Consider the following 22,857-nt stretch of genomic DNA (forward strand, 5'->3'; position numbering starts at 1 on the left):
CGGCATTCGTGAGGCGACCCGGGACGCATCGCCCGGCGTCGTTTTTTGGCCAAGCCAGGGAGCAACTGCTCCGTTAGCCAGCCGTTTTTTCAGAGCGCTGCGATACCAGCGCGTGCGATCTGAACGTCTTCCGACGACTTGACCCCGCTCACACCCACCGCGCCGATGCACTGCCCATCCTGAAGGATGGGAACACCCCCTTCGAGCATGCCGGCAATGGTGGGCGCGCTGAGGAAAGATGTGCGGCCCTGGTTGATCACGTCTTCATAGACCTTGCTTTCGCGTCGACCCAGGGCCGCGGTGTTGGCCTTGGCCGGAGCGATGTGGGCAGAAACGGGGGCGGCACCATCCAGGCGCTGCAAGGCCAGCAGGTGGCCGCCGTCATCGACCACGGCAATCGTCACGGCCCACTGGTGCTTCAAGGCTTCCGCTTCGGCAGCGGCCACAATGCGTTTGACGTCGGCGGCTTCGAGCACGGCTTTGTTTTTCATGAACTTTCTCTGTGTTGGTTGGGTCTGACACCAGATGGTGCATCCCGGGTGAGGGGCAGGAAGGACCTTACCGCAGGCATTGATGACACCGCGGTCAGGGGTGACCATACCAAAATGAAGGTTTTCAGCCGGATCACCCCAGTCTGCGCACGGTCCGTACAATGTGCACCAGCAAGCAAGTGCCTGAAGCGCTCTGCATTCAACCAGTCAGATGATGAAGGATCTCACCACCATGACCGACCACGTACAAACCGGCGACCGCTTTGGCGGTGCCCTCTCTCGCGACGTGCAGCGCAACAAAGTCATGCGCAACACCTACTGGCTGCTGGCTTTGTCCATGCTGCCGTCGGTGCTCGGCGCCTGGGTCGGTGTCGCCACCGGCATCACCGCCGGTCTCACCGGCTTCATGGGCCTGATCGTCTTTCTGGGTGGCGCCTTCGGTTTCATGTTCGCGATCGAGAAGACCAAGAACTCTGCCGCCGGCGTACCCGTACTGCTCGCCTTCACCTTCTTCATGGGCCTGATGCTGTCGCGCCTGCTGGCCGGCGTGCTGGGCTTCAGCAACGGCTCGAGCCTGATCATGACCGCCTTCGGTGGCACCGCAGGCGTCTTTTTCGTCATGGCCAACCTGTCCACCGTCATCAAGCGTGACATCTCGGGCATGGGCAAGTGGCTGTTCATCGGCATGCTGGCGGTGTTCTTCGGGGCCATCATCAACGTGTTCGTGGGCAGCCCGGTAGGCATGGCGGTGATCGCTACGCTGGCCATCGTGGTGTTCAGCGGCTACCTGCTGTACGACCTCAAGCGCATCGTCGACGGCGGCGAGACCAACTACATCACCGCCACCCTGGGCCTGTACCTCAGCCTGTTCAACATCTTCCAGAGCTTGCTGATGCTGCTGGGCATGTTTGGTGGCGACCGCGACTGAAAACGGCCTCGGCCAGAAAAAGGGGACCTTCGGGTCCCTTTTTTTTGCCTGATGGCAGTGGGAAGGCGCGAACCGGGCATCAAGTTCAACGAGAAGCTGCCGAAACAGATGCAAACCCACTGGAACAGCCATGCGCCACCTCGTTGTCACCCTCGGTCTGATCGCCGCCGCCAGCACACTGGTGGGATGTGACGCCTTGGGCATCGAAACCGCAACCCAGATCAATGCCAAGCGCGAGGCCGAGGCCCGAGCCATCGGCAGCGCGTGCCGCTATGCGCTGAGGGGCATCGAGGACTGTTTTGCCGGCAACAGCAAAGCAGGCAAGGCCGCGGTCTTCGAGGGCTGGAAAGAGATGGACCAGTACATGCGCGACAACCAGCTGGTGGGGCTGCCTTCCGGCGACGAGGCGCCCAAATCCGAATCTGGTTCGGATGCCGCCCCCGCTGACAACAACGGCGCCCGAACCGAAGCCAATTCCCGTCGCTCCTGAGCGCTGGCCGACTCGGCGCGACCACCCTGCCAGGGCGTCATCCTCGGCTCAACTGGGCGAAGCTTCTTCGCGTTCGAATACCGCCATGCTTTCCACGTGCGCGGTGTGCGGAAACATATTGATCACCCCGGCGGCGGTGCAGCGGTAGCCGCCCTGGTGCACCAGCAAGCCCGCGTCGCGCGCCAGCGTCGCCGGGTTGCAGCTCACGTAGACGATGCGCTGCGGCGCGCGCCAGTTGCCGCGCAACTCGGGCTGCTGATGCAGATCCGCCACCGCCTTGGCCAGCGCAAACGCACCCTCCCGCGGCGGGTCGACCAGCCATTTGTGCGCCACGCCATCGGCCACCAGCAGCCCGGGCGTCATCTCGAACAGGTTGCGCGCTGCAAACTGCGTGGGCGCCAGCGGCGCATGCCGGCCAGCCTGGTTCCGCGCCAGGTTCTCGCGTGAGCGCGTCACCAGGACCTCGCTGCCTTCGATGCCCAGCACCTCGCCGGCCTGCGATGCAATAGGCAGGGTGAAGTTGCCCAGACCGCAGAACCAGTCGATCACACGCTCGTGTGGCTGCGCATCGAGCAGACGCAAAGCGCGCGCGACCAGGACCCGGTTGATGTGCGGATTGACCTGGGTGAAATCGGTCGGTTTGAACGGCATGGTGATGCCGAACTCGGGCAGCGCGTAGGACAGCAGCGGACCACCGTCGTCCAGCAGCTTGACCGTGTCTGGCCCTTTGGACTGCAGCCACCATTGCACACCGTGCGCAGCGCCAAAGGCGCGCAGGCGAGCCAGATCGTCTTCGCTCAGAGGCTCGAGATGACGCAGCACCATGGCGATGACCGAGTCGCCACAGGCCAGCTCAATCTGCGGACAGGTTTCGCGCGCATCCATGCCGAAGATCAGCCCGCGCAAGGGCATGAGCAAAGCGCTCACCGCCGGCGGCAGCACCGCACAGGTCTGCAAATCGGCCACATAGCGACTCTTGCGCTCGTGAAAACCGATCAGCACCTCGCCCTTCTTGTGCACAAAACGCACCGACAGGCGCGCGCGGTAACGGTAGCCCCAGGCCGGACCTTCGATCGGCCGCAGCAGCATCTCGGCCTTGACCTTGCCCAGGTGCCAAAGGTTGTCCTCGAGCACACGCTGCTTCACCGCCACCTGGGCCGCAGGATGCAGGTGCTGCATCTTGCAGCCGCCGCAGGCACCTGCGTGCAAGCCGAAATGGGGACAGCCCGGGCGCACCCGCTGGGACGATGCGCGGTGCACTGCGGTGACCACACCCGCCTCCCAGTTGTTCTTCTTGCGGTGCACGCTGGTGCTGACCAGTTCTCCCGGCAAAGCACCTTCGATGAAGACGACCTTGCCGTCCGGACGCCGGGCGACGCCCTGAGCGTCAATGTCCATGGACTCGATCGCCAGCCAGCCCTCGGGCAGTTCGTTGGCGCTCGGTGCGTCGGGATTGGGACTGGCGGTGGTGGCCAGGCTGTTTTCGTGGGATTCAGATGCGCTCATGCACCGATTGTCTCAGGCCGGGCGAACTGGCCCAGTCAAGTGCGGCGACGGGTCGGCGTGCCGATGTCGCCTATTTCAAGGGGTGACGCCGCAGGCAGGCTGGGCGTGATTGCCCGTCAGGACCAGGCCTGGAGATACTCGTTCCAGTGGCTTTCGGTGGACGCCAGATTGCCCAGGGTCTCTTTCACGTAGGCGATTTCCTGCTCGTATTCGACCTCGGTGAGCCCACCGCGCATTTTCTGAAAGCGGCAATACACCAGGTAGGTGTTCATCACGTCGGTTTCGCAGTAGCGCCGCACATCTTCCGTCTGCCCGGCGAGATACTGCGCATACACCTGAGAGCCGTCCATGCCGAGCTTGCCGGGGAAGCCACAGAGCTTGGCCATGGCGTCCAGCGGTGCGTTGTTCTTCGGGCTGTACATCGCCAGCAGATCCATCAGGTCGAGATGGCGCATGTGGTAACGGCTGATGTAGTTGTTCCACTTGAACTCGCGATCGTCTTCGCCCAGGTCCCAGTACTTGTTGGCCTCCACGCCATGGCGCAGGCCTCGGTAGTGCAGCACCGGCAAGTCAAATCCACTGCCGTTCCAGCTCACCAGTTGCGGGGCGTGCTTTTCAACGGCGTGAAAAAAGCTCTGCACCACCTTGCCTTCGCTTTGCCCGTCGCGGTCCACAAAGGAGTGGATGCGCAAACCTTCGGCGTTGCGGAACACGCAGCTGATCACCAGCACGCGCTGTAAGTGCAAGGGGGTGAAGTCGCTCTGGCCTTTTTCCTTGCGCTCGGCCAGCCAGGCGGCATAAACCTGCTCGTCAGAAGTCTCCGCTGGCTCGCCCCTCAGGGCGCGCAGACCCGTCACGTCGGGGATGGATTCGATGTCGAACACGAGCACGGGCCAGGCCATGGAGCGCTTTCGTTGGCGGGCCGTTAGGGCGAGCCCAGAGGCTCAGCGCTTGGGCAGGTAGCCCATGGGATCGACCGGCTTGCCCAGGCGGCGCACCTCGAAGTGCAGTTTGACGCGATCGGCGTCGCTGCTGCCCATCTCGGCGATCTTCTGGCCTTGCCGAACCGCCTGATCCTCGCGCACCAACAGGGCCTGGTTGTGGGCGTAGGCGGTCAGGAAGGTGTTGTTGTGTTTGAGAATGATGAGGTTGCCGTAACCCCGCAGACCAGCACCGGCATACACCACGCGCCCGTCCGCTGCGGCGATCACCGGATCACCGACGCGCCCGGCGATGGCCACACCCTTGTTCTTGGCCTCGTCGAAACCAGCGATGACCGTACCTTGTGCAGGCCAGACAAAACTCACGTCGTCGGCACCGGCCGACTCTGGCGCGGTCGAAGGCGCCGGGGCGGGGGCCGGCACCGCAGCCGTCGAGGTACCCAGCGGGCGCGAGACCACCCCGGTGCTGGTGACAGCGCTTGCGGTGACCCCGGTTCCCCCCACTGCAGATGTGACTGCGGTGACCGGCGCGGAGCCTGTGACCGGGCTGGTGGCGACCGGAGGCACCACGCGCAAGACCTGTCCCACCTCAAGCGCATTGGCGTTGGGCAGGTTGTTCCAGGCCTGCACATCGCGCCAGTTCTGACCGCTGTCCAGGGCGATGCGGAACAGGGTGTCACCTGGCCGCACAGTGTAGTAACCAGGTTTGCCGGCGTTTTCGGCACCGGGCAGTTGCTTGATGTCCAGCGTGCCAGCCACGCCAGAGCGGTCTTCCACGGGAGCAGGCTGGGCCAGCCGACGGGTCGAGCAGCCGGCCGTGACCAAGAGTGCGGCCAGCAAACCAGAAATCAACAGGCGGTGGGTGTTGGTAGGCCGGTGCCGGAGGTCACTGGCCATGGCCACTGGAAGCGTTGTGTTCATGAGGACTCTCAACAAAGGTGCGGACCCGCTCAGTGGGCCGGTCACAGGATGTGGTGGGGCAAGCCGGGCAGGTCCTGGACCTGGCTGGCTCACGCGATACCCGATTTTAGAGGCACAAAGTGCACAGCTTCGAGCACCGTGCGGCTCACGCCCTGGGCGGTCTTGTCGATCACCACCAGGTTCTGGCGCCCTGGCCCGGTGGCGGCGGGGGCCACCAGACGCCCGCCCACGGCCAGCTGGTCGACCCAGGCGGCTGGCACATCTTCTCCCCCTGCGGCCGCGATGATGGCCGCATACGGCGCGCCGCGCGGATAGCCCAGCATGCCATCGCCCAACAGCAGGTGCAGGTTGGCAATGCGCAGCATGCGCAGGTTTTCTCGCGCCCGCTCGTGCAGGCCACGCAGCCGCTCGATGCTGTAGACCTCGCGTGACAAATGGCTCAGCACCGCGGCCTGATAACCACAGCCGGTGCCGATTTCAAGCACCCGCCCCAGCTTATCGGCGTGCCCGTGGCACAGCAACTCGGCCATGCGAGCAACCACATTGGGTTTGGATATCGTTTGACCCAATCCAATAGGCAAACTTGTGTCCTCATAGGCCTGGTTGACCAAGGCCGAGTCCACAAACCGGTGGCGCTCCACCGCCTGCATGGCCGCAAGGACCGCTGGATTGGACACGCCCTGAGCCTCCAGCTTGCGCACCATGGCCGCGCGCACCGCCTGGGAATCCATGCCGAGACCGGTGGTCAGCGGTCGCGCAGAGGAGTCCGAAAACGCGGCACGCACCAACGGCCTTTTCGCAGGAGAGGCGCCTTGCCCCTTGCTGCCACCCGCCGCCAAAGACGCCGGGAACCCGGGTCTGGGGCGGGTACCTGCGGGAACGGGTGGCTTCATGCGGGCGTGCCCGGGGTCGACGCGGCCGGGTGCCTGAGTTCGGCCGACAGCTGGACCGCGGTTGGTGCCCAGTAAGGAAGGCGTTCGTGATCGGTCAGATCGATTTGCAGCGGTGTGATGGTGGCGTAACCCTGGGCGGTGGCGTGAAAGTCGGTGCCCTCGGTGTCGTCTTTCGCGGCTCCTGCGCTGCCGATCCAGTACATCGTGTCGCCGCGAGGGTTGGTCTGCGAGATCACCTGCTCGGCCGCGTGGCGGCGACCCAGCCGCGCCACCTTGAACCCGCGCAAGCTCTCCGCCGGCACATTGGGAATGTTCACATTCAGCAGCCACGGCAGCGCGCGCTCGGCCGCCTCCGGCAGCGAAGGCAGCAGCTGCGCCACAAGCTTGGCCGCCATCTGGCCTGCTGCGTCCAGGTGGGCCCACCCCTTTTCCGTCTGCGAAAACGCGATGGCCGGGATGCCGAACAGATAACCCTCCATGGCCGCGCCGACGGTGCCGGAATAAATCGTGTCGTCGCCCATGTTGGCACCGTTGTTGATGCCCGAGACCACCAGATCGGGCCGGTAGCCGAGCAGACCCGTGAGGGCGATGTGCACACAGTCGGCCGGCGTACCGTTCACATAACGAAAGCCATTGGACGCCGTGTGTACATACAGTGGGGAATGCAACGTGAGCGCGTTGGACTTGGCGCTGTTGTTGTGCTCAGGCGCCACCACCTCCACCGAAACACCTGGCAAAGCCCTGAGGCTCTCGTACAAGGCCACGATGCCTGGGGCCTGGTAGCCGTCGTCGTTGGAGATGAGGATCTTCATGCACCTGATTCTAGGTCGCTTGCCCTGTGAGAACGGCGCGGTGGGGCTTGGCCGTGTCGTCGTCGCACCAGCGACAGCGCAGCGGGTTGTCCCGCTGCTGTCCGGACCAGACGATCCCTATCATGGACCGATCCCCCGAAACCTTTGCATCAAGAGGAAACACCATGCATGCCTGGCTGTGCGAAAACCCCGTCGGCGTCGAAGCCCTGAAATGGACCGAGCTGCCCACGCCCGATCCCAAGGCAAGCGAAGTGCTGATCGAGATCCAGGCCGCAAGCCTCAATTTCCCGGACCTGCTCATCGTTCAGAACAAATACCAGATGAAGCCGCCCCTGCCCTTTGTGCCGGGTTCCGAATACGCTGGCGTGGTGCGTGCGGTCGGTGACGGCGTGAAGCACCTGCAGGTCGGCCAGAGCGTGGCCTGTCTGAGCGGTACCGGTGGCTTCGCCACCCACACAGTTGCCCCGGCCGCGCTGTGCATGCCGCTGCCCGCGGGTTTCCCGCCGGTGGATGCCGCCGCCTTCATCATGATTTACGCCACCTCCTGGCACGCGCTCATGGACCGGGCTGCGCTCAAGGCGGGTGAAACGGTGCTGATCCTCGGCGCGGCCGGCGGCGTCGGCACCTCGGCCATCCAGCTGGCCAAAGCGGCGGGTGCGCGTGTGATCGCCGCGGCGTCCAGCGACGAAAAATGCGCGCTGTGCAAGACGCTGGGGGCCGACGAGACCATCAACTACAGCGTGCACACACCCGCCAAAGGCTTGCGCGAGGAAATCAAGCGACTGACCGACGGCAAAGGTCCGGACGTGATCTACGACCCAGTGGGCGGCGACTTTGCAGAGCCGGCGTTTCGCTCCATCGGCTGGCGCGGGCGCTACATGGTGGTGGGCTTTGCCAGCGGCCCCATCCCCAGCCTGCCGCTCAACCTCACCTTGCTCAAGGGCGCGAGCATCATGGGGGTGTTCTGGGGCGACTTTGCGCGCCGGGAACCCCAAGCCAACGCGCAGATGATGCAGACCCTCGCAGGCATGTACCTCAAAGGCCAGATCAAGCCGCAGATCGATCAGACCCTGCCCATGCGGGAACTGCCCAAAGCATTCGCTGTCATGGGTTCGCGCTCGGTCAAGGGCAAGCTGGTGATGGTGAACTGAAGGCGGTGGCCAGCGGCAGTGGGCACGCCTGCGGCAAAGTCAAGCAACAACAGGGCAGCGGACTCAGGGGCTTGAGGATGGAAGGTGGCAGGTGGGCAACGGGTGTCCTGTTCACCTCGCTGCCAGCTCGCTTCGACTGGCCATGCACTCCACCCGCTCAGCACGACCGTGTTTCTCCGCACTTCAGCCGCGGAGCCGTCTGTCTGCAGACGCGGTGCATGGTTCGGGCTGGCTTTGAGCTTGGTGCCGTCCACCGCCACGGAGCCCACCTTGACCAGGCCGCACTCGCGCGCCAAGCGAACGACCTGAACGAACACGCCGAGAGCTCTTGCAGGTGCAGTGCCCGAGAGTCCGACAGCGTGCGGTGCGCCGGGTAGTTCTCTGCGACCAGTACCCGCAAGGCCAAGTCTTCGTGCAACTTGGCCGCCAGCTTGCGCGAGCTGAAGGTGCCCGTGGCTTAGCCATGGGTCAAGACCTTGACCATCATGGACGGGTGAAAGAGTTGGTTGCGCGGACCGCCCTTGGCGTACCGGGCGTGAAACGCGCTCAGCTCCAGGCTGTCAACGCTGTCACTGATGAAGGACGGCGAATGCCCTTCGGGCAGCCAGTCTTGCAGTGCGTCGGGCAGCAGTCGTTGCTGCTGCGATTCGTAGGGAAGGTAGCTTGCTGCCACACCCACAATTGACCAAGCCTTCGCGACCTCTGTGCGCTTCTGCCGTGCAGGCTCCTAGGGCGAAACGTCACCGTCTGATCAGCCCCGCATGCACATCCTGTGCTTCAGACCGGGGCGGGTCATTGAGCAGGCTCAACAGCGCGCAAGGCGGGGGCGGCGCGGCTCACCAACCATGTGTTCCCGGTTGAATGGGTAAGCCGACTGGGCGCCACGCAGGAACCCGCTGGCAACGTTGCCATCTGGGCGGGACGCCAGCAACTGGTAAATCGACAGCCAGCCCTGTTCGAAACTCATCGCACAGCCCGCCAGGTACAGGCGGTAGGCGCGCACCGTGGCCTCGCTGGTGAGCGAGCGCGCCAGCGCCAGGTTGTGCTCCAGCGCGTCTGACCAGGCCCACAGGGTGCGGGCGTAGTGAGGGCGCAGGTTTTCGGCGTCCAGCAGCTCCAGCCCCGCACCGCACAGGCTGCGCTCCATGCGCGTCACATGCACCAGCTCACCACCCGGGAAGATGTGCTTGTCGATGAAGTCGCCCATGCCGGCGCCGAGCTGGCTGTTGCACAGGCCACCGGCCGTGATGCCGTGGTTGAGCACCAAGCCGCCCGGCTGCACCAGGCACTGCAGTTTGCCGAAGTAGCCATCGAGCCTGGCCTCGCCCACATGCTCCACCATGCCCACCGAAGCCACCCGGTCAAAGCGCTCGGTCTCAGGCAGATCGCGGTAGTCCAGCAGCCGCATCTCGGCCCTCCCCCGCAGGTCCTTCTGGTCGATCAGGCGGTTGACGTGGGCGTGCTGGTCGCGTGAGAGCGTGATGCCGGTGGCACGCACACCATGGCGCTCGGCGGCCCACAGCAGCAGGGCACCCCAGCCCGCGCCAATGTCCAGGAACGATTGGCCTGGCCGCAGCTGCAGCTTGCGGCAGATGAGTTCGAGCTTGGCTTCCTGCGCCTCGGCCAGGCTCATGTCGGGCTTAAGGAAGTAGGCGCACGAGTAGACGCGCAACGGGTCGAGCCAGAGCGCGAAAAAGTCGTCACACAGGTCGTAGTGAAAGCGCACCTGCTCGGCATCGCGTTGCCGCCGGTGCAGCCAGAGCGAGCGCATCCGCCGCAGCAGGCGGCGCCAGGCCGGCGTCTGGCCCCGCTTCACCGGATCGCCGGCCAGTTCGGCGGCCAGCGCCATCACATCGGTGAGCTCACCCTCGATCTCCAGGTCGCCGCGCACATAGGCATCGGCCAGGCTGCCGATGCGCCCCAACGCCAGCCTGGGCAGCAGCTGGCGCTCCCGCATCTTCAGCCGCACCGGCGCATCGGCTTGCCCGACACGCCCGCCCGGCCATTCCAGCGCCAGCGGCCTGGAGAGCTGCGCCACGCGCGATTCAACAAGAAAGGCCAGCGAAGACATGACATCGACCTGTGAATCGGTGGCAATGCCCGTCGGGTGGCTGGTCTCGGCAAACCTTACGAAACCATGGCCCGCAAGCCGGCTGTGGAGCGGCGCCCCGGCGTGCTGCGCCGGGTGAACATGCCGCCGGTGGGCGCCACCAGGGACTCATCCGCGCGGCGCCGCGTGCTGCGCGCGTAAGCCTTCAATCCCTCCATGTCCAGGATCTCGACATCGCGATCGGCGACGTGGAGCAGGCCCGCCAGGGCCAGGGCGCTGAAAGAGCGGCTCACGGTTTCGTTGGCCACGCCCAGCAGACTGGCGATCTCGCGCCGCCCCATGCTCAGGTGAAAGCGACGCGGCGACAGGCGCGCTGCCGCCATGCGCTGGGAGATGTGGATCAGAAAACGCGCCAGCCGCACTTCCGAGGCCACCGCCGCCATCAGGTCGGCCAGCTCGCGGCTGCGGGCCAGCGACAGGCTGCCCGCCCGCTGCAGCGCCATGCTGAAGGCGGGCATTTTCACGCTGAGCATCATGAGATCGCTGCGCAGCACCACGAACACGCTCGACGACTCAAGCGCGGCGATGGCCGTGGGGTGCGATTCCATGCACAGCGCATCGAAGCCCAGCACCTCGCCGCGGGTGGCAAATGCGAGCACCTGTTCGTAACCGTCCACGTCGGTGTGGAAGACTTTGAACGTGCCGGCACGCACGAAGTACAGGGCCTCGGCCGTCGCGCCCTGATGCGCCAGGTTCTCACCCGCGCGCAACCGCCGCACCGCGATCGGCAACTGCAGGGCTGCAAAGCGGTCGCCCTGCTCGGCGCCCATGGCGTCGAGCAGGTCAGCCATGGTGGTGGCGAACGGCTTGGCACATTCGCATTCGTTGACGCCGGCGGTCGCGCTGGACTGCGGTTTCGTGGTGGCGAAGCTGTTCATCGGGTCACTCCTGTGTGTGTGGTTCAAATCCCTGGGTGCACAATCAACTTTGTGACAAATCTCACGTGCACACCATCAGATGCGGGATCGACTTGCGATCAGAAAAGGCACCGCCTGGCATCAGAAAAATCTGGCACTGCTGTAGGACGATTCCGAACGCACTGGCTGCGCGCCACCTTGTGCCCGGGGCAGCCGAGGCGGCCGCAGACTGCCCCTGGCGAGAAGCACCCCCCGGGGCTCCCTCCAGCTGGCGCACTGGGCCTGATTTCGACGCATGATCATGGGCATTCGCGGGTAATGGGTGCGATGGAATCCGCCGTCCCACCGGTTGCTTTCTGACCAAACCGTCATGGAACCAGAAGATCAATTCCAACCCGGTGGCCAGCAGCCGCTGAGTCTGATGCGGCAACCCGAGGCGATCAAGGTTGCGCTGGAGGGCGTGGTCACGATCGACGAAGACCAGCGCATCATCATGATCAATGCGGCCGCGCAGCGCATGTTCCTCAGAACCGCTCGGGAACTGAGGGGCGCCTCGCTGAGCGAGCTGATGCCGGTGCGGTTCCGACAGGCGCACGAGGTGCATGTCCGGCGCTTCATGGCCTCTGCAGCGGCGGAGCTTTCCATGGACCGCGTGACCACCATCGTGGGGCTGCGGGCCAACGGCGAAGAGTTTCCGTTGCAGGTGGCGATCTGCAAGGTCGATCTCGACACCGAGCAAGGCGTGCGCCACTGCTGCACCGCACTGCTGTACGACCGCAGCGAGGTGCAAGGACTGAACCAGACGATCGAGCGCCTGAACCACCAGATGCGCTCCATCTTCGAGCTCGCACCGGCGGCGATCTGGATCACCGACGGTGAGCACATCGTGTTTGCCAACCAGGCCTGCTGCAAGCTGTTCGGCGTGGAGGCGCCATCCGAGCTGGTCGGGCGACCGGTAGACGAACTGCTCCGAGCGGGCTTCGGCGACTCGCTGCAGAGCCAGATCGGGCAAGCCCTGGCCAATGAGGACATGGTGTCCACCCTGAGCGGTGTGGTGGTTCGCAAGAGTGGCGAGACGCGTGAAGTGGAGCTGGCGCTGGGCGCCCTGCCCGATCACCACCGCACGCTGGTGCAGATGGTGATCACCGACACCACCCAGCGCGCGCAGGAGCGTCGCGACCTGCTGCTCTCGAGGCGCACGCTGCGCGAGTTCTCGGCCAGCATCGTGAACGCGCGCGAGGAAGAGCGCCGCCGCATCGCGCGCGAATTGCATGACGAGCTTGGTCAGCGCCTGATGGCCTTGAAACTCGAGCTGGCGACCTTGCCAGGGGCTGCGCCCCAGAGCGCGGCGGCTGCGCGCGCCCAGGCCATGACCGACATGCTCGACGACACGGTCGCCTCGGTCCGCCGCATTGCAGCGGGCCTGCGTCCGTCCATGCTCGACGACCTCGGTCTGAGTGCCGCCATCGAATGGCTGGTGAGCGAGTTCCGCCAGCACCACAACATCCAGGTAGAGCTTGAGATGAAGCCGGGCAAGGCCAAGGTGCCGCCCGACGTGGGCATTGCGCTCTACCGGATCCTTCAGGAAACCCTGACCAACATCGCGCGCCATGCCGGCGCACACAAGGCCCGCGTCATTTATGCCCAGACGGCAACAGACTGGCGGCTCACGGTGGAAGACGATGGTCTGGGTTTCCCCCAATTGGGTACGCCCGCCAAGCGCGGGTCTTTTGGCCTGATCGGCATGCGCGAGCGCGTGCTCCTGCTGGGTGGAACGCTGACCACCCAGAACCTGGCCAGCGGCGGAGCCCGGGTCGACATCCGGATCCCGCGGCGCGCGGCCGGCGAGGCGCACGCGCCCGGTACCGCCGACCTGATCGAACCGGCACCGCATCCCGAATCCGCCAACCCGCCGCACAATGGCCCAGACCGCCAGCAGCGCGACAGCAGCGACGCCAGCCGGCTGGCCCACGAGCTGCAAGTGCACCAGGCCGAGCTGGAATCTCAGAACGAAGAATTGCGGCGCACCCAGTCGGCCCTGGTGGCGGCGCGTGACCGCTACCTGGATCTCTACGAATACGCGCCAGTCGGCTACCTCACGCTGGATGAGCAGGGGAAGGTGCAGGAGTCCAACCTCACCGCGGCGGTCATGCTGGGCCGAGAGCACGGCGCCCTCATGGGTCGGCCTTTTGCGCGCCACCTGCAGGGCCCGGATGCCGATCGCTGGGACCGGTTTCTGCGGCAGGTGTTGGCTGGATCCGACCGCCACAGCATCGTCCTGACCTTTCTTGTGCCGTCCACCCAGGGGATCTGGCAAGGGCAGGTCGATTGCCTGCGCGCGGTGTCTCGCCAAGGGGAAACCAGTCTTCGGGTCACCCTGGTCGATGTTTCCGATCGCGTGCAGGCCGATCTCGAGCGGCGCATCGCTGCGCTCGATGCCGATGCGAGGGAGACCGAGCGGCGCCGCGTGGCCTTGACGCTGCACGAAAACCTGGGGCAGCGGCTGAGCGCGCTCAAGATGGAGATGGCCGCGACGCCCGCCGACGTGGGTGAGCACGAGGCGGCCCAGTGGAAGTCGCGCATGGCGCCGGTGCTGGACACGCTGGACGAGGCGGTCGCCACGGTGCGCCGCGTCACCACCGACCTGCGCCCGCCCATGCTTGACGACTTGGGCCTGAACGCAGCCATCGAGTGGCTGGCGCAGGACTGTGCGCGCCAGTTCGACCTGCGCTTCAGCCTGTCGCTGGACCCAGAGCTTCCCGTGCTCACGCAAGCGACCACGCTTGGCCTGTACCGGTTCGTGCAGGAAGCGCTGACCTACCTGCTGCGCGACCCGGACACCAGCGAATTCCGCATCGACCTGCACCACGGCGCCGGTGCGCTGGAGCTGGTGTTGCGCAGCCTCGCCAAAGCGGCATCACCCGTCCCCAGCAGTGCAGACGACCCGGCAACCGATGTGCTGGCACACCGTGCCAGGCTGCTGGGTGGCGAGCTGCAGCCCGATACCGAACGCGACCGCACCGGCTGGCAGTCCCTGCGGCTGACGCTACCCTTGCCCGCAGAGGGCCAGGAAACCCGAAAGAATGGCGAAACACCATGAGCGAAACCAGCCGGGCCAGGGGCCTCACCTTGCAGAACCTGTTGCTCGTGGACGACCACACCGTGGTGCGCGAGGGCCTCAAGCGGCTGCTCGAGCCTCTGGCGAACGAATGGCGTATTTCCGAAGCAAGTACGGGTTACCAGGCGCTGGAATGCCTGCGTGCACAGCACTTTGACCTGGCCATCGTCGACCTGTCCCTCCCCGGCATGAGCGGCCTCGACCTGATCGCACGCATCAGGAGCGAATTCCCGCTGGTCTCGGTGCTGGTGCTGACCATGCATGCCGAGGAGCAGTACGCACTGCGCGCATTCCAGGCCGGCGCCCGGGGGTACGTGACCAAGGATACGGCGGGCACCGAACTGGTAACCGCCGTGCGCAAGGTGGCCCAGCGAGGCGTGTTCGTCTCCGCTCACCTGGCCGAGCGCGTCGTGCAGCAGCTCAGCGGCCAGCGGCCGGCTTCACCAACCGAACTGCTGAGCAACCGGGAAATGGAGGTGCTGCAACGCATTGTGGCTGGGCAGCGCCCGGTAGACATCGCGCAGGCACTGCATCTCTCTGTCAAGACGGTGAGCACGCACAAGCGCCGCATTCTTGAGAAACTCCAACTCGACAGCACGGCCGCACTCATCCGCTTCGGCCTGGAGCACCAGCTGGGAAAAAACGACCTCGGCGAAGCGACTGGCGGGACCTGAGCGGGTGCGTCCACTGACGCGACCACATCCCGCGCGCCAACGCACGGCTGAGAGGAATGCCCATGGCTACCCGCAAGCCAACATTGCCCAAAACCCCATCTGCCCCGGCCCGTGGTGACCGGCGGCGCCAGCCCGGGCTACCCGCGCCAGCAAAAACCGACGCGGCTTTGCCCGAAGCGTCCGGGTTCCCGATCGTGGCGATCGGAGCTTCGGCCGGTGGCCTGGAAGCCTTCGAGCAGTTTCTGCGCGCCATGCCCGATGGCAGTGGCATGGGGTTTGTCGTTCTGCAGCATCTGGACCCGACGCACGCCAGCATCCTCACCGAGATACTTCAGCGCAGCACCCGCATGCCGGTGAACGAGGCCCACGACCAGGTGGTGGTGGCGACGGACCATGTCTACGTGATCCCGCCGAACCGCGACATGGTGATCACCCAGGGCGCCCTGAGCCTGACCGAACCGGTCGGTCAACGGGGGCGGCACATGCCGATCGACAGTTTCATGCGCTCGCTGGCCGATGACCAGGGCGCACTCGCGGTCGGTATCGTGCTCTCGGGCACCGGCACCGATGGCACGCTGGGCCTTCGGGCCATCCACGGTGCTGGTGGGCTTTGCCTGGTGCAGGATCCGGCCTCGGCGAAGTACGACGGCATGCCCGCCAGCACGATCCAGGCCGGCTGTGCCTCCCAGGTGCTGGCGGTCGAGGACATGCCCAAGGCGCTGGCGGCGGACGCCCGGCTGCGCGAGCTGATGGTGCAGAACCGCAAGTCGCCGGTCAACGACAAGCGCGTGGCAAGGGTGCTGATGCGGCTGCGTGCCAGCACCGGACACGACTTTTCCCAGTACAAGAAAAGCACCCTGGGCCAGCGCATGGTGCGGCACGGCCTGGCGGACGCAGAGGCCTACGCGCGCTTCCTGAACGAGCATCCGGACGAGGTCCAGGCGCTGTTTCGCGAGCTGCTGATCAGTGTCACCACTTTCTTCCGCGACCCTGAGGTGTTCGATTTCCTGAAGAAGTCGGTGCTGCCGGCGCTGCTGGCCAACCGCTCTGAGAGAGAGAGCCGCTGCGCGTCTGGGTGGAGGGCTGCGCGACCGCGGAAGATGCCTTTTCCTGGCGATGCTGCTGCGCGATCTGGCAGACGAATTGCACCGAGAGCTGCCGGTGCAGATCTACAGCACCGACATCGACCCGGACACCATCGCGATGGGCCGCGCAGGGCTGTACCCGCCCAAAATCGCTCAGGAAGTTTCGCCCGAGCGCCTGCGCCGCTTCTTCGTCAATGAAGACAGGGGCTACCGCGTGCGCAAGGAAATCCGTGAAATGGTGGTGTTCGCGCTGCAAAGCGTGATCAAGGATCCGCCCTTCGCTCGGCTCGATCTGCTGTCCTGTCGCAACCTGCTGATCTACCTCGAGCCGGACCTGCAGGACCGGCTGATGCCCATCTTTCAATATGCACTCACCTTCGAATCCCGCGAGCTGACCCACTAGATTCCCGGCATGGGGCCAGCGCCACAACCGCTGCGGCTGTCCGCGCGCCGGGTGGCGGAAGCGGGTGGTGGCACCGAACTGCTGCTATTGAGCTTCGAGGTGCTGTCGCGGGCGACCCCAACCTGACACGGCACGGGCTCAGGCCTTAAGCAGCTCGATCACGGCGTCATCGCTCACCTGAGGGAAGTCGCGGTAGAACTGGCCCACGGCCTGGAAGTCCGGCGGCGTCATCAGACAGACGACCTCGTCGGCCATTGGCCGGATTTTCTCCAGCGCTTCGAATGAGGCCACCGGTACGGCGCAGACCAGCTTGAGCGGCTTGCGCTGGCGCAGGCCATGCAGAGCAGCGGTCATGGTGGCGCCGGTGGCAAGGCCGTCGTCCACCACGATGACCGTGCGCCCGGCCGGATCGACCGGGGTGCGCAGCGGCGAATAATGCGCGCGTCGCGCGTGCAGAACCTGCAGCTGCAGGTGCTTCTCCGCGGCGATGTAGTCCTGGTCAGCGCCTGCCGCAGCGGCGTAAGGCGCGATGGTGGTCCAGCCGCTTTCGTCGACCGCGCCGATCGCCGTCTCGTGGTGAAACGGCGCACGCAGCTTGTGCACCAGCACCACGTCAAGCTCGCCCTTGAGTTGCCTGGCAATCACCTTGCCCATCGGCACCGCGCCCCGCGGAATGGCCAGCACCAGCGGATGCTGGCCACGGTAGGCCGCCAGCCGGTCGGCAAGCTGACGGGCGGCGTCGTCACGGTCTTTGAACATGGGGGAGTTCCTTTTCATCGGTTCGACCCTGGGGTCCAGGCCGCAGCAGCTGAACGCTGAAGCCGGGTTCGTAGGGTGGCACATGGCATTCGACGATGTCGGTGGGTGCGACCTCCAGCCTCAGGCCAACCACGTCGGCGCTGATCGGCAGTGCGGTCACGCACCGGTCGACGAGCACGGCCAGGTGGACGGCGGCCGGTCGTTTGCGAGCCAGCCAGTCCACCACCTTGAGCGCGGAGTGGCCACTGAACAGCACGTCGTCAACCACCAGCACGGTGTGGCCGCTCAGGTCCAGGGCGGCGTGTTGAGGCGCTTCGGTGAGCTGTGTGTCGGGAAACAGCAGTTCGAGGTTGTCGGCGTAGCGCTTGACCGACAGGTCCAGGCGCAGCGGCGGTGCCAAACCCAGGTCTTTCACCATGCGCCGGGTCAGGTGATCGGCCAGGGGCGCCCCGCGACGCAGCACGCCCACCACCGCCACGGGTCCGCTGGCGCGCAGGATGCTCGCGGCTTGTTGTGCCATGCGGCACATGACAGCGTCGAGCTGGGCGCTGTCGCAAAGACAGGTTCGCGTTTCAGAGGCTGTGTTCATGGGGTCTGGGCTGGGGAGGGCGTTGGATAGCGCCGATGATCAGCCGGCGCAGAAGTTGCTGAACTGCCAGGGTTCGTCCCGATCCAGAGCTTCGACCAGCAGCGTGCTGCTGCCATGGAGTGGCGCGCAGTCGGTGAAGGCGCCCGCCATCTGGCCCAGGTACGGCTGGCACAGGGTCACGGCTCGTCGCAGGCTGGGCAGCTGTGGCTCCATCCTCAGGCCCGACCTGATTCGCACAGGTGGCGCCTGAACCATTCAGCGGCCAGGGCCGCCACGCTTTCGAGGGTGCCTGGCTCCTCGAACAGGTGCGTTGCACCCGGTACGATCTCCAGCCGCTTCTCCCCACCCAGCTCGCGAATGGCCTGCCGGTTGAGGACAAGCACTTCGGCGTCACGCCCGCCCACGATGAGCAGCGTCGGTGCCTGCACCTGCGGCAGCACACTCAACGCAAGGTCCGGGCGCCCCCCGCGCGACACCACCGCCGCCGCGCGCCGGGGCTTCTGCGCCGCCGCCACCAGCGCGGCAGCCGCGCCCGTGCTGGCACCAAAAAGACCCAGCCTCAGGTGCGCCAGGTCAGGGCGCTGCGCGACCCATTCCATCGCGTCGACCACGCGCCGACCCAGCAGCGCAATGTCGAATACCTTGCGCTGGTCCTGCGCCTCCTCTTCGGTCAGCAGATCAAACAGGAGGGTGGCCAGTCCGCGCCGCTGCAGCACACCAGCCACCCAGCGGTTGCGCACGCTGCGCCGGCTGCTGCCGCTGCCGTGGGCAAACAGCACCAGCCCCTGTGCATGTTCGGGCACCATCAGATCAGCGGGCAGCGAAGGCCCTTGCAGGTTCACCTGTTCGCTTTGCATCTCGGGTGTCATCGCAGCCCTCATCTCAGGTTCCGGGCAACGTCGCACGGGTCGTCAAGCGGCCGTGGAGCCGTGCTGTGTGGGTGATCGCGTCATCGTCTTCCTCACCGACTGGCGGCTGCCTGGCTGTCATTCGAACGTCCTTTCTTCTTCTGTCGACTTGCCGCGGCTGGCGTGCAAGCCAGCGACCCAGCTGTCACCATCTGACGTCGACGGATTGAGCTCGTGCAACGACAAGTGGTGGTTGACCGCATTCGATCGACTTGGCAGCTTCAACAGTGACCGCTCTTGCGCTGCGCGAAGTCAGAGCAGATCGGGAGCGATCGTCCTGTGCCGCTGCGCCGTAGGGGCGGCCAGGTTCAGTGCGCCTTCTTCTTCGAGCCACCCGTCGCCTGGCGCACCAGGGTCTCGGCTTGCAGCCAGTCGTCGAGTTCGTGACCAGGCTCGCAGCCGCGCGCTTCAAAACGGGCATAGGCCGCCTCGCGAACGGCCGTCTGGTGGTCAATGGACGCTGGCTTCTGGGCGGCCTTGGCGCGCGCGGTGGAAGTCAATGGGCTGGCCGTGCTCATGGCCTTTGCAGCGAGGGTGGAGGGCTTGGTAGTGGATGAGGATCGGGGCATCTCGGGTCTCCTTGGACGGGTCAGGATGAAGGGGCAGCGTGAGGGTGCAGAGCCTGTGCGGCGATGCCTGCACCAGTCAAACCTTAGGCCTTGAGATCGCCTCCGGATTGCGTTGACTCAATGCCGCGGCATGTCCGGCGGGCCCGGCCGACGCACGGCAGCGCAGCGAAACCCATGGGGTGCGAAGCGTCTCCTCGCTCTCGCGCATGTCAGCTGACCAGCGACGGGTGTCTCGGTTAAGCACGCTCAATGTACGGGAGCGCGCGCAGGCTGACGATAGCCGCCGGAAGCGGTTCGCCGAACAGGCTTCAGTTGCTCAACCTACTCAAGGAGAAACACATGAACGAACTCAAGGTCCGCGACCTTTTCGCATCCGATCCTTTCGACGATGCTTTTCGCAATTTCCTGCGCCCGTGGGTGAGCACCAGGCCAAGAGCACTGTGAGGCATGCGGTAGATGGCAGCGACACTGACAGTTTCATTTCTCACTCCCATGGAATCTTCCAACAGACGCTTATTCGAACGCCTCGGCAGCAAAGCACAAGGATGCCCGCTCCTGACCGATTCTTTAAGTCTAGCCTTGTGGAGCAGCTACCCATCTTGATGGGACCGTCGGCCGCTTACCCAGTTTGAGAGCAGCCACACACGGGGAAACAGTTCGGGCCCTTGCCCAAGAAAAAGCCCCGAGGATTTCACCTAGGGGCCTTAGCAGCAAATCCGGGGGGGTCAATGGCAGTGATAGCCGCCTGTGCGCTTCTCGTTGTGGCAGCCTTCTGAATTCGTCCGGCCCCCATGCGCAGCAGCGATGCTTGCAAACGTGATGAGTGCAACGAGCACGAGCAATGATTTCTTCATAGGGTCCTCCTGATGTGATACCCCCAATAGTAGCCCTCGGAACCATTGATGTCACACACAAGCGGGGGAATCAATGCAGGCCACAACAGCAAAGAAAAAGGCCCCGAGGATTGCTCCTGGAGGCCTTCAACTTTGCACCCACATCATGCACCCACACTAGCTGGGAAGCCGCATAAACACTGGGTTTTGAATAGTGGGGTGGCTGATGGGGCTCGAACCCACGACAACAGGAATCACAATCCTGGACTCTACCAACTGAGCTACAGCCACCGCAAGCTTGAAATTATAGCGTCATCCGAGCCCTCAACGGGCTGCGGACGGCGGGTCGACTGGGCTCAGCGCGCCGCCGCGCTCAGCGCGGGAGGAGTCGGCACCTCAATGCGGACCTTGAAGCGCTCCTTCAGCGTTTCGTAGTAGGCCTGGCCTTCGGCCGCGCTCCACCACTGACCGTATTGCTGCACTTCCTGCTGCCGCGCCTGGGCATCGCGAGCTTCGCGCGGCATCACCTTTTCGACCTGGATCACCGCATAGCCCTGGCTGCCCAGGTTCACGCCTTTCCAGACCGGCAGCTGGGTCGAATCGGCGCTGAGCGCGGCGTTGAGCACCGGACCGGGCAGGCCCTGGGCCTTGTCGCGCGAAACCGTCAGGGGCGCCGGCAGATTGGCGGCGGCCGGTGCAGCTTGCCAGGCGGCGAGCTTTTGCGCGCCCTCTTCCTGGGCCAGCTGGGCCGAGCGCTGCGCCACCAATTGGGTGCGCACGGCGTCACGCACTTCGGCCAGCGGCCGGGTGCGGGCTGGCAGGTATTGCAACACGCGCGCCGAGGCCAGCTGGCCCGAGCGCACTTCGACCGCGGCCACGTTGCGCTTCTTCTCCACCGATTCGGCGGAGAAGATTTCCGACAGAAGCCGGTCGTTGGACAAGACCCCCGAACCGGGCTGGCCCTGCCGGGTCACGCCCTGGGCTGTCTGCACGCTGAGCTTCAGGCGCTCGGCAGTCGGCGCCAGGCTATCGCCTTGTTCGTAGACCAGGTTGCTGAAGGCCTCGGCGTTTTCAGCAAACAGCTTTTGCGCCTCCTGCTTCTTCAGGTCGCTTTCGATCTGCGCACGCATGGACTCAAAGCTCTTGACCTCGGGCGCCTTGATGTCGGTCACGCGAATGATGTGAAAGCCAAATTCGGTTTCCACCAGGTCGGAGATGTCGCCCTTGTTCAGCGCAAACACCGTGTCCTCGAACGGCTTGACCATGGCGCCGCGGGCGAAGAAGTCCAGGTCGCCGCCGTTGGCTGCAGAGCCGGGGTCTTGCGAGTTGGCCGTGGCAACTGCCGCAAAAGTGTCAGGCGCCTGACGCACCTGGGCCAGAAGCGCCGCCGCGCGCTCTCTGACGGCGGCCTTGTCGGCGTCAGACGCGCCGGGTGCCACGGTGAGCAGAATGTGGCTGGCGCGACGCTCCTCATTACCCGACAGGCGCGAGGCATTCTGATCGTAATAGGCGCGCACATCGGCTTCGTTCAGGCTCACCGTTTCCTGCAACGCTTCGGTGTCGAGCACCAGATACTCGATGTCGACCTGCTCCGGTGCCTGGAACAGCTGGGGGCTGTCGTTGTAAAAGGTTTCGATCTCGGCGTCGCTGGGATTCACGCGGGCTGCAAAATCGGCGGCGGCAAATTGCACCACACGCACCTCGCGCTGCTCGAAAAACGCATTGAGCGAAGCCTGGGCAATCGCTGGCGACGCAAAGCCCGAACCCACGATGCCCTGCGACACCTGGCGCACCGAAATGTCAGCACGCACACGCGCCTCGAACATCTCGGGCGTCATGCCCTGGCGGCCGACCAGCTGGCGATAGGCCTCGGTGTCGAGCGTGCCATCGGGTCGGCGCAGCGAGGCGATGGCCTCGTTCTGCTGGAGGTCGCGCGCCAGGCGCTGATCGCTGGTGTACAGGTTGAGCTTCTGCGCCGCCGCCGCCAGCACGCGCTCGCGCACCAGCCGCTCCAGCGTGGCGTAGCGGGCCTCATCGCTGTCGAGGAACCTCGCGTCCAGCGTCGGCATGGATTCGCGCAGGCGTTGCGACTCGACCTGATGCGCCTGATCCCAGTCCAGCTGCGTGATGTCTTCGCCGTTGACGGTGGCTACGGTCTTGCCGCGACCATCGCCGTCGGAAAACCCCTGCACACCAAACAGCACAAACGAGGGAATGATCAGAATCATCAAGAACCCCATGAGGTACTTCTTGTGATTGCGTATGGATTCGAACATGCAAACAAACCTTGAAACAACCGGCGGACCGGGCTGGGGTTCTGACAACAAAAAAGGCGAACCCGTGTTCGCCTTTTCGGTGGTGGTGGGTGCTGACGGGGTCGAACCGCCGACCTACGCCTTGTAAGGGCGCCGCTCTACCGACTGAGCTAAGCACCCCACCGGGAAACCCGTGGTGCGGCTCAGTTCAGCGCATCCTTCAAAGCCTTGCCTGGGCGGAACTTCGGCACTTTGGCGGCCTTGATTTTAATCTCAGCGCCAGTGCGGGGGTTGCGACCCTTGCGAGCAGGCCGTTTGGTCACAGCGAACGAGCCGAAACCCACGAGGGAAACGGTACCGCCCTTCTTGAGCGTGGTGCGAATGGCGGTGATGGTCGAATCGAGTGCGCGCGTAGCAGCCGCCTTGGAAATGTCGGCGTGCTTGGCGATGTGTTCGACGAGTTCGGTTTTGTTCACAAATAGCCCCTCTTGAAATGATTGGAAGAATCCGTGCAAGCGGACCCGATGCAAAAGACGGTGATGTTGCCGTCAACACAGGCCCGCG

At 65.0% G+C, this 22,857-nt stretch carries 23 protein-coding genes, 2 tRNA genes and 1 pseudogene; 7 read left to right on the forward strand and 19 right to left on the reverse strand.

What is annotated here, in order from left to right; genetic code table 11:
• Nucleotides 1–89: 89 nt before the first annotated feature.
• Nucleotides 90–491: a heme-binding protein gene (locus tag QUV25_RS08130; protein ID WP_291013242.1), complete on the reverse strand. Its 402-nt coding sequence runs from the start codon at nt 489–491 to the stop codon at nt 90–92.
• A 232-nt stretch (nt 492–723) separates the two neighbouring features.
• Here QUV25_RS08130 and QUV25_RS08135 point away from each other — a divergent pair, with 232 nt between their 5' ends.
• Nucleotides 724–1,419 (forward strand): Bax inhibitor-1/YccA family protein, encoded by a 696-nt coding sequence (locus QUV25_RS08135; RefSeq protein WP_300863554.1) that lies wholly within the window; start codon nt 724–726, stop codon nt 1,417–1,419.
• 130 nt (nt 1,420–1,549) lie between these two features.
• Complete coding sequence (locus tag QUV25_RS08140; protein WP_300863109.1) at nt 1,550–1,909, forward strand: hypothetical protein; 360 nt, start codon at nt 1,550–1,552, stop codon at nt 1,907–1,909.
• 48 nt (nt 1,910–1,957) lie between these two features.
• On the opposite strand, the gene rlmD is transcribed toward QUV25_RS08140, so the two are convergent.
• The 5 genes from rlmD to surE form a co-directional block, all read right to left on the reverse strand.
• Entirely contained in the window at nt 1,958–3,415 is a 1,458-nt protein-coding gene (gene rlmD / locus QUV25_RS08145; protein WP_300863110.1) for a 23S rRNA (uracil(1939)-C(5))-methyltransferase RlmD, read from the reverse strand.
• A 116-nt stretch (nt 3,416–3,531) separates the two neighbouring features.
• A complete protein-coding gene (locus QUV25_RS08150; protein WP_300863111.1) occupies nt 3,532–4,317 on the reverse strand; it encodes a 3'-5' exonuclease in 786 nt (261 codons plus the stop codon).
• Between the two features lie 42 nt (nt 4,318–4,359).
• Nucleotides 4,360–5,277: a peptidoglycan DD-metalloendopeptidase family protein gene (locus QUV25_RS08155; protein WP_300863112.1), complete on the reverse strand. Its 918-nt coding sequence runs from the start codon at nt 5,275–5,277 to the stop codon at nt 4,360–4,362.
• A gap of 89 nt (nt 5,278–5,366) precedes the next feature.
• Nucleotides 5,367–6,008, reverse strand: coding sequence for a protein-L-isoaspartate(D-aspartate) O-methyltransferase (locus tag QUV25_RS08160; protein WP_300863556.1), 642 nt, complete (start codon nt 6,006–6,008; stop codon nt 5,367–5,369).
• A gap of 158 nt (nt 6,009–6,166) precedes the next feature.
• Nucleotides 6,167–6,982, reverse strand: a complete 816-nt coding sequence (surE, locus tag QUV25_RS08165) for a 5'/3'-nucleotidase SurE (RefSeq protein WP_300863113.1) — start codon at nt 6,980–6,982, stop codon at nt 6,167–6,169.
• A gap of 164 nt (nt 6,983–7,146) precedes the next feature.
• On the opposite strand from surE, the gene QUV25_RS08170 reads away from it, so the two are divergent.
• Entirely contained in the window at nt 7,147–8,133 is a 987-nt protein-coding gene (locus tag QUV25_RS08170; RefSeq protein ID WP_300863114.1) for an NADPH:quinone oxidoreductase family protein, read from the forward strand.
• A 189-nt stretch (nt 8,134–8,322) separates the two neighbouring features.
• Here the strand turns inward: QUV25_RS08170 and QUV25_RS08175 are convergent.
• The 3 genes and pseudogenes from QUV25_RS08175 to QUV25_RS08185 form a co-directional block, all read right to left on the reverse strand.
• Nucleotides 8,323–8,806: pseudogene (locus QUV25_RS08175) on the reverse strand (transposase); the annotation flags it as partial.
• A gap of 132 nt (nt 8,807–8,938) precedes the next feature.
• Complete coding sequence (locus tag QUV25_RS08180; protein WP_300863115.1) at nt 8,939–10,204, reverse strand: class I SAM-dependent methyltransferase; 1,266 nt, start codon at nt 10,202–10,204, stop codon at nt 8,939–8,941.
• 56 nt (nt 10,205–10,260) lie between these two features.
• On the reverse strand, nt 10,261–11,121 hold the full coding sequence (locus QUV25_RS08185) for a Crp/Fnr family transcriptional regulator (protein WP_300863116.1): 861 nt from the start codon (nt 11,119–11,121) through the stop codon (nt 10,261–10,263).
• A 349-nt stretch (nt 11,122–11,470) separates the two neighbouring features.
• Between QUV25_RS08185 and QUV25_RS08190 the strand changes: the two genes are divergently transcribed.
• The 4 genes from QUV25_RS08190 to QUV25_RS08205 all read left to right on the forward strand — a co-directional run bounded on the left by QUV25_RS08190 (nt 11,471) and on the right by QUV25_RS08205 (nt 16,380).
• On the forward strand, nt 11,471–14,200 hold the full coding sequence (locus QUV25_RS08190; RefSeq protein ID WP_300863117.1) for a PAS domain S-box protein: 2,730 nt from the start codon (nt 11,471–11,473) through the stop codon (nt 14,198–14,200).
• A 29-nt stretch (nt 14,201–14,229) separates the two neighbouring features.
• The gene (locus QUV25_RS08195; RefSeq protein WP_300863118.1) at nt 14,230–14,892 is read left to right on the forward strand and encodes a response regulator transcription factor; all 663 of its coding nucleotides are present in this window, start codon (nt 14,230–14,232) and stop codon (nt 14,890–14,892) included.
• A 62-nt stretch (nt 14,893–14,954) separates the two neighbouring features.
• Entirely contained in the window at nt 14,955–16,175 is a 1,221-nt protein-coding gene (locus tag QUV25_RS08200; protein WP_300863119.1) for a chemotaxis protein CheB, read from the forward strand.
• The gene (locus QUV25_RS08205) at nt 16,060–16,380 is read left to right on the forward strand and encodes a CheR family methyltransferase (protein WP_300863558.1); all 321 of its coding nucleotides are present in this window, start codon (nt 16,060–16,062) and stop codon (nt 16,378–16,380) included. The genes QUV25_RS08200 and QUV25_RS08205 overlap by 116 nt, the downstream gene beginning before the upstream one ends.
• Before the next feature lie 138 nt (nt 16,381–16,518).
• On the opposite strand, the gene QUV25_RS08210 is transcribed toward QUV25_RS08205, so the two are convergent.
• The 10 genes from QUV25_RS08210 to QUV25_RS08255 form a co-directional block, all read right to left on the reverse strand.
• Complete coding sequence (locus tag QUV25_RS08210; protein WP_300863120.1) at nt 16,519–17,139, reverse strand: phosphoribosyltransferase; 621 nt, start codon at nt 17,137–17,139, stop codon at nt 16,519–16,521.
• Complete coding sequence (locus QUV25_RS08215) at nt 17,123–17,728, reverse strand: phosphoribosyltransferase domain-containing protein (protein ID WP_300863121.1); 606 nt, start codon at nt 17,726–17,728, stop codon at nt 17,123–17,125. The genes QUV25_RS08210 and QUV25_RS08215 overlap by 17 nt, the downstream gene beginning before the upstream one ends.
• A 39-nt stretch (nt 17,729–17,767) precedes the next feature.
• Nucleotides 17,768–17,941: a hypothetical protein gene (locus QUV25_RS08220; RefSeq protein ID WP_300863122.1), complete on the reverse strand. Its 174-nt coding sequence runs from the start codon at nt 17,939–17,941 to the stop codon at nt 17,768–17,770.
• A gap of 2 nt (nt 17,942–17,943) precedes the next feature.
• Nucleotides 17,944–18,585, reverse strand: coding sequence for an alpha/beta family hydrolase (locus QUV25_RS08225; RefSeq protein WP_300863559.1), 642 nt, complete (start codon nt 18,583–18,585; stop codon nt 17,944–17,946).
• Between the two features lie 359 nt (nt 18,586–18,944).
• Nucleotides 18,945–19,205 carry a DUF2934 domain-containing protein gene (locus QUV25_RS08230; RefSeq protein WP_300863123.1) on the reverse strand — a complete coding sequence of 87 codons (261 nt, stop codon included), beginning with the start codon at nt 19,203–19,205 and terminating at the stop codon, nt 18,945–18,947.
• A 725-nt stretch (nt 19,206–19,930) separates the two neighbouring features.
• A complete protein-coding gene (locus QUV25_RS08235) occupies nt 19,931–20,059 on the reverse strand; it encodes a YHYH domain-containing protein (protein WP_300863124.1) in 129 nt (42 codons plus the stop codon).
• A gap of 194 nt (nt 20,060–20,253) precedes the next feature.
• Nucleotides 20,254–20,329: transfer RNA gene (locus QUV25_RS08240), tRNA-His, on the reverse strand.
• Nucleotides 20,330–20,394: 65 nt separating this feature from the next.
• Nucleotides 20,395–22,314, reverse strand: coding sequence for a SurA N-terminal domain-containing protein (locus tag QUV25_RS08245; protein WP_300863125.1), 1,920 nt, complete (start codon nt 22,312–22,314; stop codon nt 20,395–20,397).
• Nucleotides 22,315–22,397: 83 nt separating this feature from the next.
• Nucleotides 22,398–22,473: transfer RNA gene (locus QUV25_RS08250), tRNA-Val, on the reverse strand.
• Between the two features lie 23 nt (nt 22,474–22,496).
• Nucleotides 22,497–22,769 carry an HU family DNA-binding protein gene (locus QUV25_RS08255; protein ID WP_066158910.1) on the reverse strand — a complete coding sequence of 91 codons (273 nt, stop codon included), beginning with the start codon at nt 22,767–22,769 and terminating at the stop codon, nt 22,497–22,499.
• Nucleotides 22,770–22,857: the final 88 nt, after the last annotated feature.

The organism is Hydrogenophaga sp. (assembly GCF_030373245.1).
Lineage (GTDB): Bacteria > Pseudomonadota > Gammaproteobacteria > Burkholderiales > Burkholderiaceae_C > Hydrogenophaga.

Excerpts from the sequence above, each read along its gene's own strand:
- QUV25_RS08130 (WP_291013242.1), bottom strand. The coding sequence starts at position 491 with ATGAAAAACAAAGCCGTGCTCGAAGCCGCCGACGTCAAACGCATTGTG.
- QUV25_RS08135 (WP_300863554.1), top strand. The coding sequence starts at position 724 with ATGACCGACCACGTACAAACCGGCGACCGCTTTGGCGGTGCCCTCTCT.
- QUV25_RS08140 (WP_300863109.1), top strand. The coding sequence starts at position 1,550 with ATGCGCCACCTCGTTGTCACCCTCGGTCTGATCGCCGCCGCCAGCACA.
- rlmD (WP_300863110.1), bottom strand. The coding sequence starts at position 3,415 with ATGAGCGCATCTGAATCCCACGAAAACAGCCTGGCCACCACCGCCAGT.
- QUV25_RS08150 (WP_300863111.1), bottom strand. The coding sequence starts at position 4,317 with ATGGCCTGGCCCGTGCTCGTGTTCGACATCGAATCCATCCCCGACGTG.
- QUV25_RS08155 (WP_300863112.1), bottom strand. The coding sequence starts at position 5,277 with ATGAACACAACGCTTCCAGTGGCCATGGCCAGTGACCTCCGGCACCGG.
- QUV25_RS08160 (WP_300863556.1), bottom strand. The coding sequence starts at position 6,008 with ATGGATTCCCAGGCGGTGCGCGCGGCCATGGTGCGCAAGCTGGAGGCT.
- surE (WP_300863113.1), bottom strand. The coding sequence starts at position 6,982 with ATGAAGATCCTCATCTCCAACGACGACGGCTACCAGGCCCCAGGCATC.
- QUV25_RS08170 (WP_300863114.1), top strand. The coding sequence starts at position 7,147 with ATGCATGCCTGGCTGTGCGAAAACCCCGTCGGCGTCGAAGCCCTGAAA.
- QUV25_RS08180 (WP_300863115.1), bottom strand. The coding sequence starts at position 10,204 with ATGTCTTCGCTGGCCTTTCTTGTTGAATCGCGCGTGGCGCAGCTCTCC.
- QUV25_RS08185 (WP_300863116.1), bottom strand. The coding sequence starts at position 11,121 with ATGAACAGCTTCGCCACCACGAAACCGCAGTCCAGCGCGACCGCCGGC.
- QUV25_RS08190 (WP_300863117.1), top strand. The coding sequence starts at position 11,471 with ATGGAACCAGAAGATCAATTCCAACCCGGTGGCCAGCAGCCGCTGAGT.
- QUV25_RS08200 (WP_300863119.1), top strand. The coding sequence starts at position 14,955 with ATGGCTACCCGCAAGCCAACATTGCCCAAAACCCCATCTGCCCCGGCC.
- QUV25_RS08210 (WP_300863120.1), bottom strand. The coding sequence starts at position 17,139 with ATGTTCAAAGACCGTGACGACGCCGCCCGTCAGCTTGCCGACCGGCTG.
- QUV25_RS08215 (WP_300863121.1), bottom strand. The coding sequence starts at position 17,728 with ATGAACACAGCCTCTGAAACGCGAACCTGTCTTTGCGACAGCGCCCAG.
- QUV25_RS08220 (WP_300863122.1), bottom strand. The coding sequence starts at position 17,941 with ATGGAGCCACAGCTGCCCAGCCTGCGACGAGCCGTGACCCTGTGCCAG.
- QUV25_RS08225 (WP_300863559.1), bottom strand. The coding sequence starts at position 18,585 with ATGCAAAGCGAACAGGTGAACCTGCAAGGGCCTTCGCTGCCCGCTGAT.
- QUV25_RS08230 (WP_300863123.1), bottom strand. The coding sequence starts at position 19,205 with ATGCCCCGATCCTCATCCACTACCAAGCCCTCCACCCTCGCTGCAAAG.
- QUV25_RS08235 (WP_300863124.1), bottom strand. The coding sequence starts at position 20,059 with ATGAAGAAATCATTGCTCGTGCTCGTTGCACTCATCACGTTTGCAAGC.
- QUV25_RS08245 (WP_300863125.1), bottom strand. The coding sequence starts at position 22,314 with ATGTTCGAATCCATACGCAATCACAAGAAGTACCTCATGGGGTTCTTG.